The organism is Alteromonas sp. AWJ4_199 (assembly GCF_056159165.1).
The window spans coordinates 268,970-282,190 of record NZ_JBSWUR010000002.1 but is presented as its reverse complement, the minus strand read 5'-3'; the positions used below and the strand labels follow the sequence as shown (position 1 = coordinate 282,190).

At 41.1% G+C, this 13,221-nt stretch carries 8 protein-coding genes and 1 tRNA gene; 5 read left to right on the top strand and 4 right to left on the bottom strand.

All coding sequences use genetic code 11. From position 1 onward, the window contains the following. Positions 1-11: 11 nt before the first annotated feature. Positions 12-1,946 carry an EAL domain-containing protein gene (locus tag ACXAER_RS16200; protein ID WP_474831039.1) on the top strand — a complete coding sequence of 645 codons (1,935 nt, stop codon included), beginning with the start codon at positions 12-14 and terminating at the stop codon, positions 1,944-1,946. A 103-nt stretch (positions 1,947-2,049) separates the two neighbouring features. On the opposite strand, the gene ACXAER_RS16195 is transcribed toward ACXAER_RS16200, so the two are convergent. Then, entirely contained in the window at positions 2,050-3,774 is a 1,725-nt protein-coding gene (locus ACXAER_RS16195; RefSeq protein ID WP_474831037.1) for a sensor domain-containing protein, read from the bottom strand. A gap of 616 nt (positions 3,775-4,390) precedes the next feature. Here ACXAER_RS16195 and ACXAER_RS16190 point away from each other — a divergent pair. The 3 genes from ACXAER_RS16190 (at position 4,391) to ACXAER_RS16180 (ending at position 9,298) form a co-directional block, all read left to right on the top strand. Continuing rightward, positions 4,391-5,032, top strand: a complete 642-nt coding sequence (locus ACXAER_RS16190; protein ID WP_474831035.1) for a response regulator — start codon at positions 4,391-4,393, stop codon at positions 5,030-5,032. 18 nt (positions 5,033-5,050) lie between these two features. After that, positions 5,051-6,670: an ATP-binding protein gene (locus ACXAER_RS16185; protein WP_474831033.1), complete on the top strand. Its 1,620-nt coding sequence runs from the start codon at positions 5,051-5,053 to the stop codon at positions 6,668-6,670. 342 nt (positions 6,671-7,012) lie between these two features. After that, complete coding sequence (locus tag ACXAER_RS16180) at positions 7,013-9,298, top strand: carboxypeptidase-like regulatory domain-containing protein (RefSeq protein ID WP_474831031.1); 2,286 nt, start codon at positions 7,013-7,015, stop codon at positions 9,296-9,298. A 231-nt stretch (positions 9,299-9,529) separates the two neighbouring features. Here ACXAER_RS16180 and ACXAER_RS16175 read toward each other — a convergent pair. From ACXAER_RS16175 to ACXAER_RS16165, 3 genes are all read right to left on the bottom strand, one after another. Further along, positions 9,530-9,606, bottom strand: a tRNA-Val gene (locus ACXAER_RS16175). Between the two features lie 158 nt (positions 9,607-9,764). Further along, entirely contained in the window at positions 9,765-10,838 is a 1,074-nt protein-coding gene (locus ACXAER_RS16170) for a patatin-like phospholipase family protein (protein ID WP_474831029.1), read from the bottom strand. Positions 10,839-11,059: 221 nt separating this feature from the next. Next, the gene (locus tag ACXAER_RS16165) at positions 11,060-11,488 is read right to left on the bottom strand and encodes a MarR family winged helix-turn-helix transcriptional regulator (protein ID WP_474831027.1); all 429 of its coding nucleotides are present in this window, start codon (positions 11,486-11,488) and stop codon (positions 11,060-11,062) included. A 221-nt stretch (positions 11,489-11,709) separates the two neighbouring features. Between ACXAER_RS16165 and hmgA the strand changes: the two genes are divergently transcribed. Then, the gene (gene hmgA / locus ACXAER_RS16160; RefSeq protein WP_474831025.1) at positions 11,710-13,005 is read left to right on the top strand and encodes a homogentisate 1,2-dioxygenase; all 1,296 of its coding nucleotides are present in this window, start codon (positions 11,710-11,712) and stop codon (positions 13,003-13,005) included. The last annotated feature ends 216 nt before the right edge of the window (positions 13,006-13,221 follow it).

Genomic DNA, 13,221 nt, shown 5'->3' with positions numbered 1-13,221 from the left:
AACTGTTAATAATGAAGCTATCTAGTCGGACTAATCTGGGTATTGTAACCCTTTTACTTTTAGCATTTACTGCCTTATCTGTTGTCGAGTTACGAGAACTACAAACTCGCACGGCTGAAGCAGTCTCGCTCTTGGCCGAAAGAAGCGCTGTAAGTTACAACAAGGCCGTTGATAACTTTTCTTACGAATCAACTCAAGCAGAAACATTAGTTTTTAACACCCTTTTAGAGAGCGCTGTAGCCCAGCCATACATATCTGCAGCATCGATAACGAATGCAAACGGTGATGAAATAGCGAAAAAAGAAACAGTATCGAATACTGCACTCCCAGTTTGGTATTCACTGATAGATACAGAAGATAATTTTCATAAGCGGATATCGTTGGGAGATAGTGGCAACAAACTTTCATTAACTTCGAGTAAGCAAGAAATTGCCACTGAATTTTTTATTACATTGATAAAAAATGGCGCTTTATTTTTAGCGCTTTCGTTTCTTATCTCATTGTTCGTTGTTTTTATTAATAGAAAAGTAAAACAACCTGTCGAAGATACAACTAAAAAACTTAACGAAATTAGCAGCCTTAACTTTACGTCACCTGAAGTTAGCTTGACTAGTGAAGATTTTAGGCCCCTTGTAGAAGCAGCCAATTCTCTTGCGAATACTTTGGCCTCGCGATTTGAAGAGCTCAAGCGCCAATCTGAGCTCTACAAAAAAGAAGCAAGTAAGGACCCTCTTACTATGCTGGCGAATAGAGGTGCTTTTGAGCGCCATATGCGCGCCTTATTAAATGAAAACGCAAACTCTCAAGAAAAAGAACTCATCATTGTAAGGCTAGCCCAACTTGGCAGCATAAATACCAAATTAGGAATGGTAAATGGCGACAACTATGTAAAAGCCATAGCGCACATACTTGTTGAAGAAACCAAGAATAACCATAACATTCGCTTTGTCTTTAGGTTGTCTGGCGGCGACTTTGCGCTTGTAAGTGAGGCAATGGAGAACGACTCCCGAGAAGTTATCCTTACAAATATTCTTAAGCAATGTGCTAGCGCCTCTCCGATGAAGGATGGCACAAAAGCAGCGTACATGGGTATTGCACGATTCACAGGAAGTATGTCTATGCAGCAGGTAATGGAGAGCGTGGACAGCGCGCTTGTTGCTGCATCTAAAACTCAGCGCGGCTGGCAATTAGCTTCCGAAATATCAAAAGTTCACAGCAACGCTAAATGGCGTGAACAACTCAACTATATTTTGTCTAAGCAGTATGCCGACATTATGATTCAGCCTGTAATGGACTTAAGTCAAAATGTCTCTGCTTATTATGAAGCATCAGGAAGGTTCAAAGACAAAAACACGAGTGAAGTCATTCCGATGGCGCAGCTTATCCCCGCTTCTGAGCGACTGGATTTAATCCCGCAAATAGATAAGCTTGTTATAAGTATTGTATTGAAAAAGTTGGGCGCTACTTCTCAGCACGTGGCCATAAACATAAGCATGACCTCAATTGCCAACGCAGAATTCAGAGAGTGGTTAGTTTCAGAAGTTTCGAAACGCAAAGCGTTAAGCAATAGGTTGCTTTTTGAAGTAGAAGATGCTGCGTTAATTCAGCACAGAGAATCCGCAGAGTCACTCTGTCGACAGTTGATTAGCCATGGTAGTCGTATCACCATTGAGCGCTTTGGTGATAACTTTGCTTCTCTATCCGGCCTTCGAGCAATACAACCTCAGTTTGTCAAACTCTCTGGTCGATTGACTCAGGGCATTCACACAAATAAAGACAACCAGCTGTTTGTTTCAAGTCTTGTCAGTATAGCGAAAGGCTTGAATATAAAAGTGATAGCGGAAATGGTTGAGACTGAAGCAGAATCAGTGGCCCTGAACAAGTTAGGCGTTGCTCATCAGCAAGGGTATTATTTTGCGAAGCCAGCGATGTGGAACGTTTATTAACGCTAAGGCTGTTTTAAAATTTTTGGAAGAGGTATTTAGCGGAACACGAACTAACTCGCTAAATACCAAGTTGAAAGGAATATTACGCGTCGCTTCAAACCTTTCAATGTTGCGCTTTGTAAAGCATTTCCAGCACATTTGCACTTATCGGTTTTGAATACAAAAAACCTTGCACAAACTCTACGTTTAACGATTTACAGTAATTTGACTGACTTTCTGTTTCAACACCTTCTACAACAATCTTTAAATCAAGCTTTTGGCCAACGTTTACAATGGCTTCCATTAATGCACTATCGTACTCATTTTCCGGTGCACCCTTTAGAAAAGAACGGTCGATTTTTAGATGCGTTACTGGAAATTCTTTCAAATAACTCAACGACGAATAGCCTGTGCCAAAGTCGTCTAGGGAAATTTCTACGCCTAAGTCTCGTTGCCTTTTAAGGTTTGCTAATATAGTGCTGTCGGATTTAATTAGTACGTTTTCAGTAAGCTCTAAACCAATATCTTTAGGCAACAAATTGTATTCGTCGCGACAAGCAGCTAGGCACTCGAAATACGAGCTTTTTTCTAGTTCTTTGCCCGATACGTTTATATCGATACGAATTTCAATCCCCTTTTGCTTCCACGCCCGCGCCTGTTGGCATGCTTTTCTAAGCACGCATTTTCCTATATCGCCTATCAAGTCACTACGCTCTGCAATAGAAATAAAGACATCAGGGGGCGCAGCTTTGGTTTTATCTACTGGGCACCACCTAAGCAATGCTTCACATGAAGAAAACTTACCGGTCTTAACATCAACTTGAGGCTGAAATACTAGCTCAAATTCATCATTGCGCAGCGATTCCCTTAAATTCGCGGTAATGTTTCTTTGCTCTCGAAGCCGCTGACTTAAAGCATTGGTGAAAAAATGGTATCTGTTACGGCCTTCGGCCTTCGCCTGGTACATAGCTGCGTCGGCATGTTTTAGAAGGTCGTCAATCGTATCGCCATCACGGGGATACAAGCTAATGCCAATGCTAGAGGTAATATGAACATTTTCAGTACTTAGCGCAAAGCTCTCACGAAAACACGCGGACAGGGTTTTCGCGATTTCCTCACACCTATTTTCGCTGCTTACATCGATAGCCAAGTAAACGAACTCGTCTCCGCCAAACCGGGCTAGTACGCCATTAGCGTTGTCAATGCAGCCTGACAAGCGCTTGGCAACTGATTTTAGAAGTTCATCACCCCAAGTATGCCCTAGGGTATCGTTAACCTCTTTAAACATATCTAAGTCGATAAAGAACAACGCAAAACCTGTGTTAGAAGACTTTGCATCTTCAATAACAGAGGTTAAACACTGTTCTAACGCGCGTCTGTTGGGTAAATTCGTAAGTAAATCAGTGCACGCCATTCGTTCCAGTTCTTGGCGTATCTCGTGCTGTTCCGTTAAATCAATATCAACGCAGTACATCTCAGGCGAATCAGTACCTTGCTTCAACATTACGTGAGAAGAGAATACGTGGATGGGCTTCCCGCCCTTTTTCCTCAACACCAATTCATCCGAGGGAATAGGCTCGTCAAACTCAACCCAGCGCTTGTGAAGCTTGATAACCTCATCGCGCATAAAGTTTGGGATAATGAGATCTTCAAGCTTTTTACCCAGCGCCTCGGCTTCGCTGTAGCCATAGATAATTTCGCTTGATTTATTCCAGTAAATCACCTTTCGATGCTTGTCATACCCTTGCACAGACACTTTTGGAAGCGCACTGATAAGCTCGAGGAACCGCCTTTCGGCAGCACCGTGTTGTCCAAACAACAAGGGTCCTTCATATCTCTGCAAGCTCATCGTACTCCCGTAACCACTTCTTAAGTACTCAGCGTTCGAAAAAATTAACAGCACTATTTTAGTGTAGTCTAAAACCAACAATTAAATGGTCTTATATGACGAAATACCGAACACGGATGAATAAATAAATTGTGTAACTGCCAACACACCGCATCGCGCAATAGCACATGTAGGATAAGTCAAAGATTGTTACAATTTACCTCCCAATAGAAAAAAGTTCTGTTGAAAACTATGGTTATTTAACCTTAAGTTTCAGTTAATAACATTTCCTTGGTCCTTTCACATTCGACGAACGAAACGACCGAATTAAACTTAGCTGACATTACCTCAAATTACTTTTTATCAACGGCGACTAACTATAGTTAATTTTGGCATTAAAAGATAAGAGCAGCTCTTATCTGGTTTTACTTAGTAGCTGTATTAACTTTAAGAAATGGTGTTGCACACTGAATATGAAAAAGAGTAGCAAATTCAATAGCCATACATCACTGCTGCAGCGAAATATGTGGTAAAGGACCAGGAAAATACTTTGCTAATGTGGAACACTTGCATTAAACCGTAGTTCATAAACTTTTAACTCAGCGTAAATAATTGTAATCCACAAAAAGGAAGCTTCATGACCGTAATAAAAATAGCGCTCGTTGAAGACCATGAATTGGTTCGCGAAGGCTTTGAACATCTAATTTTGAGCGGAACAGGATTTGAGGTGGTATATTCAACAGGCAGCGCAGAGAAACTGCTCTCATCGCTTGAGAATTTACGTTTTGATTTATTAATATCCGATATCGCACTACCCGGTATTGACGGAATTGCACTTGCGAAAAAGGTTAGAAAATCACAGCCAGATGCCAAGATAATTTTACTGAGTATGTATGAATCCATTTATTATGTTGACCGTGCCAAGAGTAACGGTGTAGACGGTTATATACCAAAACGGCAAGCAGCTGGATTACTACTTGAGGCAATTAATTCTGTGATGCGTGGGGAAGTATTCTTCGATGAAGCACTTGAGGGAAACTCCTCTTATTCTAAAGAAGCATACAAAAAGTATGAGGCTTTAACTCAACGCGAAAAAGAAATATTTATCAACTTGGCTAAAGGAATACCAATTAAAAAAATCGCTGCGGGCTTTGGTATAGCACCCAAGACGGTGCATGCCCACAAAGCCAAATTATTTGAGAAGCTCGAAATATATGACGATTTCTCTACAACGCGGCTAGCACTTAAATTGGGCCTTATTGATGCTATTAATTTATAAGAGCCAAGTAATAGTAAGATGCATAAATTAATCCCTATCGCAAAAAATCTCTCAAAAATTTTAATGCTATGCATAATAAGCTTTGCGATAGCTTATTTCTCAATGGATTGGGTATTTGACTACACCTTATTCGAAGGGACAGCCGCTTGGTATTTTCCTATTGGGTTTCAATTATTAGCATTAGCACTAACGCCCCTCAGACACTGGTTGTTTATAATCATTTCAATGCAGGTCGGTTTATTTTTTCATGTTAGTGTTACAGATGGAAGTACCCTATGGGAGGCGTTCAATTTCAGAGATACTTTGTTCATCTGGACAATCCCAATTACTGGCTTGTTTTATATAAAAATCAAGAAAATACCTATTAGACTTGACTCTCTAAAGTCGGCTGTGGCGCTCCTTTTCGCTGGCTTACTAATGCGTCTCTCTCGGTTCGTATATTACTTTTACATTAACCATAGTAGCACTTTGTATGGAGATACTCCGGCAGAACATAAATTTGAACTATTTTCTATTCACATAACTAGCGGTTTTGTCGCAATATTTGTGGTGCTTATCATTGGATTTACCTTTTTACACTTCAGCGAGCATTGGCGTCGATATCAAAAGATGGAGAGGGTCAAAGTTTTCTTAGCAATTGCTTTTTTGGCTTTTGTGACCGTCCTATTATATGTATATCAACCAGCTTCATTGTATATACTTAAAATGGTCGCTTTTATACCTGTCGTATGGTTTGCCTATCGCTTTGGATGGCTTGGCACGATGCTCTGCACCAGCAGTCTTATAGCTATGATGTTGATTAAAGCCTATCAAGCTCCAGACGATATTTTATTGAGTTTTCAACCATACATTATCAGCTACGCTCTTGTCGCAATTTTTGTTGGTTGCCTTGTTGAGGAAAATCGTCAGTATAGACAATCTATCAACATTAAGAATGAGGAATTGACAGCTTCAAACAGGTCATTAGTGAAACTCAACGAGCGTCATTTAGAGCTTTTAAAGGAAGTGCAAAATGTTCAAGAAAAAGAAAGAAAAATGCTCGCTACTGCGCTGCACGATGAACTAGGTCAAAATATAACCGCATTTCAAGTCTCATTGCAAGCGTCTAAAAATAAGCTCAACAACATCGATACCCGTATATTCAAGACTTTGCAGAAAAGTTCAGAGACCATTTATAGCAGCATTTATGACTTGTTGCACTGGCTACACCCTCGCGTATTAAATGACCAAGGGTTGGAGCATGCTATTACTGGAGACTATTTTAAGCAAAAGCTTAGTGTGGCTGGGATAAACTATAGCGCAACTGTCTCTGGCGAGGTGGATAGGCTTGATGAAAGCCAGACGGTTGCCATATTCAGGATACTTCAAGAGGCCATCACGAATACAATAAAACACGCTAATGCAAGTAAAATGACTGTTAAACTGCGTGTTACGGATTCTGATGTTTTTCTCAAAGTTCAAGACGATGGTAAAGGATGCAGCCACACTAACAATACATTCCCGATTAGTGGTTTCGGGTTGTACGGAATCGCTGAGCGTGTCGAAGCACTCGGCGGTAGAGTAAGCTTCGAATCCAAAATTGGTTTTATCTTAAAAGTCGAATTTCCTAAGTATTCAAACAAATTCACTCAAACTTAGGCATGCTTATGCTTGAGTCAAATCGGGTTTTGTCGTCTATCAATACGCTGTATTTTGCTAAAAAGTGAACCATACGCTCTAAGTAACTATTTCGCTGACAACGCGAATTTTTACCTGATGGTGTTTAATGTTGTTATTTCCATTCCGCGATCTATCGTGGCTCTCCCCCAAAAAACTTCAGTATTCAAAAACTAGGAATTATTCCTATAAAACTATATCAAGAAACAAACTAACCTAGCGTTGAGTGGAGGATAGGCCCTTTAAATGCCTTCACAAGTAAAACCTTTTTACTTCTACCACTTAAAGCTTTGAATATTTATTGGAATGAACAAGGAATATTAAGTGTCACAACACATTTGTTATTTAACTGTTTTATTGTGTATTTTTATCGCTGGCTGTGGAGGCGGTGAAGCTAATTCACTTAGTGAAGATGCCAATCGAAATTCACCAAGTTCTCCCCAAGAAGGAGCTTACGATATACGCGGAACTGCAACGCTTGACAAAGAGCTTGTAGCTATTACCTTTAGCCCTATTCAGTCTCCCATCGAAAGCCTGATTAGAAACTCTCGGACACTTTCATTACATGCTGTCAACTCAGTTACGAACGCACTTATACCCACTGCACACGCAGACACTATGGTGCCGAACACAAAAACAAGTTTAAGAGAGATATTGTGCTATGAAAAATTTAACATCAAAGACATGGTTAGCGACATCGACATCGATGTTAACGGAATAGTTGATTCAAATATATCAGGTGACGACAACCTTCCTTTTAAAAACATCATCTCAAATAGCGCCGGAAAATCCGAAGCACAACTTATAGAAGAAGGCCAATTTGGGAACACTTTTCTGCTCGACCTACATAAAGGACTAGTATTAGACAAGCCAAGCAGCAATGGCGTAATCCTAAACCAATCCTCTATAGAGCGGATCGCTGTACATAATATAGACACTAACGGTGACGATATAGCGGACGTTAATGTTATAGACTTTCCTAAAAAGCAACCAAGTAATATAAAAGTTCTAAACTTTGACAGTGATTACGACGGCTTAGCAAATATAAATATTGATAGTAATGGTGATTACATTGCAGATACAAATATAGATGAAGATAACGACTGTAGTGCAGACTACTCGCTTCTAGACCTCTCTGGTAAAATACCAGCAGCTCTTGCCGAAGTATTAGTTCTCGATTCACAGACCCTGCTGCCCGTAGCAAGTACTGAAACTGATGAAGAAGGGATATATACATTGTCAGATTTAAAGCCTGGCCAATACTTTATTAAGATCATCGCAAGTTTTGGTGGTAAAAATTATGGCAATATAGAGTTTGTAAATTTAACAGAAGACACTGAAATTCCTGACTTACCGCTGACAATACACCCGAAATTAATAAAAAGCGAAGAACCTGATTTTTACAATTTAGAGACAGACGAAAAAGTAACGCTAACTTACAAGCAGTTCTTTTTTGAACCTAGCAGAAGAAACCTTTATATCAACTCACTACTTTCTCAGCAACCCGTTGATGTGGGCAACCCAGACACATTGTCCATTGCCCTACAACCGACAAGCGACCCCAGCATCCAGGTAATCGAATATGATCTCCATATAGAACAGGGCTCGTGTGAGTTAAGTCTAAATAATCTACCTTTTGGTTCGATTACTGCTCCTACGTGCCAACGTAGACGCCAAGAACTTGGCTTGCCGCAGAAAAATAACGAAATATACAGAATAAAGTTCTTTTATATTGTAACCAATGAAGATGGTCGTCATGGCTTCTTATATACAGGTGAAACAGATGACATCTTAAACGGCAGAGAAACGGAACATGATATTCGATTTGGTGTAAGCGCAACAAACTCGGGTTGGATTGAGCCAGATGGAGTTAATTTAGATAAGGTTGATTATATAGTCGTTAATGATTCAACGTTTCAATCAATTCAGTACCGCACTAATTTTATTACTTATGAATCAGAATCACCGGTAGCCCCTTTAGACATAACAATTTTTTTGAAAGACAAACTTAAGTCTGATGATGCTGTTGTTAAATACACGGTGCAAGATCCTCGTTCTTGCCCAGAATATACAAATGTCAACGACTTAGAGATGCTAAGTGATCAAAGCGTAAAATTGACCGTCCCACTCAAATGTTTTCCACCCGACTATTATGACTACAATGTAATACTTAGTTTATGCGAGAAAAATCCTTCGAGCAGTGACGACAGCGAATGCTTAGTCGCCACTACGGATGAGTTTGGTTTTACTTATAGACCTGAAAGAATTGAAAAGCCACCAATTCTTAAAGATGTATTTGTGAACGGTCTCAATGTATATAGCCCATCCGCAATTGTTAGGCCAAATGATAACGCCGCATTTTCAGTTGATGTTGATGATCCAAATAACTTATCAACCGAATGGAGAATATGCTTTGTTACTGAGGAAGGATGCACAGATTGGACGTCCACGGATCAGGAAATCTACTCTCTATTTACAGAAGATAATATTGGTGCGAAATCCTCGTTTTCCTTACAAATCAAGAATAATGACGGTGTTAAGTTCAGAAAATCCTACAATGAAGAAATTGACCTTATTGTCCGAAGATCAGTCAAGGTAAGTCAAATATAAAGTTATTGTTATGTCCGCTTTCCTCTGAACTGAGATAGAACCGTTAAGGCGGTTGTATTTGCTGGGAAGCGGGCACTTACCCAATGCAAGAAAACATGTTATTTGTAACTTCACTTTGCTAAAAGTTTATGGAAAAGCCACATAAAACCGATTAATTCAATGCTGACAATGAGTTAGGAAGCTTAGATATTTTTAGAATGGGGCTAAAAAAATTTTTAGAGGAGAAATAAGTGGTGCGTCTACCCTGATTCGAACAGGGGACCTCTACCATGTCAAGGTAGCGCTCTAACCAACTGAGCTATAGACGCATATAGAATTGTGTTGCACCTGATAGGTTGGCGAATGCCAAGCAACGGCGCGTATAATACTTAGCACGAGCGTTACCTGCAAGTAAAACTTATCAAATGATGATTCAAGTGACTAATTTGACAGCAATTAGCCACTTTACTCAACAATCCCGGTTAATTTAAACCATTTTAAATGGAAGCGGCTTAATAGCATCTACTAAGGTTCCGTCGCTTACTGCACGCATAAAATATTCACCCAACCTGTCGGTTTCTTTTAACACCGTTTGCCAATATTTAATGCGCGTTTCGGCATCGAGCACTTCAAAATCTTTTCTGTCTGGAATTTTGCTGTAAGGCAAGTTTGCTACAAAAGAAGCTGAAGGTACTAGCATTACAACGTTATCGTAGCTCGAACGGTGAGGAACCCTACCCTTCAAGCCTTTATCAAACCATCCCGGGATAGGCTTATCGTAAAAATGCGGGTACAGCACTAATCCGTCATCCGGTCCGAACGACAGATCAAAGTGGTAGTCGATAATACCACCATCGCGATACATACCTGCAGGCGCACCTTCAATTTCCGGTACGCCTTCTATCACAATAGGAATTGAACCCGATGCAAGTAATGCTGTGTATATATTTCCCTGTGTTAGCTCATGGTATTTGGTAGGAAGCTTGTAGGGGTCGTTAATGGCAAAGTCCGTATTCGGAGTGGAAAAGACATAACGTGTGTATAAGCGCGACAAATTTTTGCGATTGACCGTGTTAGCCGCTGCGCTCATAGCTAAGCCCGAAAGCTGCCTGAATTTACTTTCAAAGCGGGTAGCCCCCAAACACTTAGCAACGATAAGGTGGGCTTTGAAGCGAGAGTTAGACAGCACCTCTTGCTTGCCTACTTCATTTACCATTTCTTTCAACAAGTCTTCAGCTTTAGCAGTGATTTCTCTCGGTGTTGGTTTTTCACTGTACGTAGTTGTCGAGTAAGACGTCGCTAGGCGGTTTATGGCAGCTAACGGGTCGTCTTGAACAGCGCAAATTGCACGAAACGCACCTGCTGATGAGCCTATAACATGTACTTGATGGTCAATATTGGCAAACCATTCCGGAAATAGCACGCGGTCTAAGCCCGCAAGTGAAAACCATTTAGGGCCGCCAGAAGCCCCCAAAAAATAACTAAACAACTCTGGCGTAAACCCGTTTCTCATTATGGTTTCACGTGCTTTTTTACCTGCGTATATGTCTAGAGGTACCACTCAATTTCCTTGCTAAGTTTTTTGAATACAGCTTTATTGCAAGCTCTGACTAATAGCGATTGTTGAATATTTATAAAGCAATAAGCCATGATGAATAGACGTAAAAGCTGCACCGTTTGATTAGTTCAGAAGAATTTAACAGTTAAAGGGGTAAAAGTAACCTTTATGGCGATATCCTCATATCTGCTCAGACCAGATTTATCAAGGACTTAACCCGAGTTTTAAGGCCTGAGTGCTTCTATCACTTTTAGAAATATTTGGTACTCATCATCAGTGATATTTTCTAATCGTTTACTTTGCCAGCGCATGATTTTTGGTAACAAAGTTTGGTAAATTTGCTCCCCTTTTATTGACAGTGAAATAAAGGCGGCGCGTTTGTCATCTTCACAGGAACGTTTGTGGATAGCGTCTCGTTTCACCAGTCGCTCTAGTGCTCGTGAAACTTGAACCTTATCAAGGCGTGTTGCCATAGCGAGTTCTTTTGCCGTCATAGACGGCTCTCGCGCACTATCATTAGTAGCACCTAATGTGGCGAGGATACGCCACTCTGAATTGGTAAGCTTATATTCAGCATATTCGTTTGCTAGCGACTCACTTAGCTCGCTTGCTAGCATCGTCACCTTATAGGCAAGCATCTCTTCTAGCTTCATGTGCTATTTCCTTTTTATAAAAGTAAGCCAGTCAACGCCTATCATTAGCAGTGTAAAGTTAGCGTACCGGAGTCTGCTTTGCTCTTATCCCGCCCGCTTTATACCTATTATTGATTTACATTTCATTTACCACTAGCCTAAAACACATAGTTTCATTTGCAACTACTTTATTGTTGGTTTAGGAGCAGATCCCAACACTGGTCCCGCCTATTGGAGCGTATATGGATAACTTGACTTATTTAACGGGCTTTAACAACGAGCACGAAACAGAGGCGTTGCCTGGTGCCCTTCCTAAAGGCCAGTTCAGCCCACAAAAAGTGAATTATAAGCTTTACGCTGAACAGTTTAGCAGTACCGCATTTACTGCCCCACGAGCAGAAAACCGCCGCAGCTGGACGTATCGCCTGCGTCCATCTATCGCAATGGGCGACTTTGAAAAAATTGATAATGGCCTAGTGAGAACAGCCCCAGAGACTGATGTTCATTGCCCTCCGAATGTTCTTAGGTGGGACCCTGTGCCATTACCGGAGAAAGACATTGATTTTGTAGATTCGCTTATCACCATTGCCACTAACGGAGACGCCAAGAAGCAAGTGGGTATGGGCATTCACTGCTACAGTGCCAATACCAATATGCAAAATCGTGTTTTCTACTCATCCGACGGTGAAATGCTGATTGTCCCTCAGCTAGGTGACATGCTGCTCACCACTGAGTTTGGCAGGCTCAACCTTTCTGTAGGTGAAATAGCGGTTATTCCTCGTGGTGTTCGTTTTGCGGTTAATCCTACTAACGGGCCAATTCGCGGTTATATATGCGAAAACTACGGTCATCCTTTTGTGCTGCCAGAGCGCGGCCCGGTAGGCGCGAATGGCTACGCGAACCAACGTGACTTCTGCTACCCCACGGCTTGGTTTGAAGATAATGAGACGCCTCACACTTTGGTAAACAAATTCTGTGGAAATTTGTTCGAAGCAAAACTCGATCACTCTCCTTTTGATGTAGTGGCTTGGGTAGGCAATTCTGCGCCTTACAAATACGATCTTTCTCGTTTCAATGTAATGAATACTGTAAGTTTCGACCACCCTGACCCGTCGATATTTACCGTGCTTACCTCACCATCTGAACTGGAAGGTACGGCGAACGTTGACTTCGTTATTTTTCCTCCGAGGTGGATGGTTGCTGAAAATACCTTTCGCCCGCCGTATTACCACAGAAATATTATGAGTGAATTTATGGGGCTTATCGAAGGTACGTACGATGCAAAAGAACATGGCTTCGTGCCGGGCGGCATGAGTCTTCACAACTGTATGACGCCTCATGGACCTGAAGCTGAAGTTTTCGAAAAAGCGTCTAACGCTGAATTAGCCCCCCAGCGCTACGAAAACACATTGGCATTTATGCTCGAGTCTCGCTATGCCATTGCGCCAACGGAGTTCGCTTTAAACAGTGATATCCGTCAACGAGACTATCTGGCATGCTGGAAAGGTCTTAAAAAGTACTATGACGGTGAAAAATAAGCACCATGAGATTAGCAACGTTACGCGTACTCACACCTAAACGAGTACTTGTACCGATTTTTGAACACTACTGACAATCATCTCTTTTGCTTAATGGTATTTATTTTCAATAAGTTAGGGGAAGCAAGCTTTCCCTAACTCAGCTCAACATTCACAGGTGAAAATAAAACGTTACAGCTTTGCTTTCCATACCCAGAATCCTTGAACTCGACACCT

Coding starts and splice junctions, on each gene's coding strand:
- ACXAER_RS16200 (WP_474831039.1), top strand. CDS start 12: ATGAAGCTATCTAGTCGGACTAATCTGGGTATTGTAACCCTTTTACTT.
- ACXAER_RS16195 (WP_474831037.1), bottom strand. CDS start 3,774: ATGAGCTTGCAGAGATATGAAGGACCCTTGTTGTTTGGACAACACGGT.
- ACXAER_RS16190 (WP_474831035.1), top strand. CDS start 4,391: ATGACCGTAATAAAAATAGCGCTCGTTGAAGACCATGAATTGGTTCGC.
- ACXAER_RS16185 (WP_474831033.1), top strand. CDS start 5,051: ATGCATAAATTAATCCCTATCGCAAAAAATCTCTCAAAAATTTTAATG.
- ACXAER_RS16165 (WP_474831027.1), bottom strand. CDS start 11,488: ATGAAGCTAGAAGAGATGCTTGCCTATAAGGTGACGATGCTAGCAAGC.
- hmgA (WP_474831025.1), top strand. CDS start 11,710: ATGGATAACTTGACTTATTTAACGGGCTTTAACAACGAGCACGAAACA.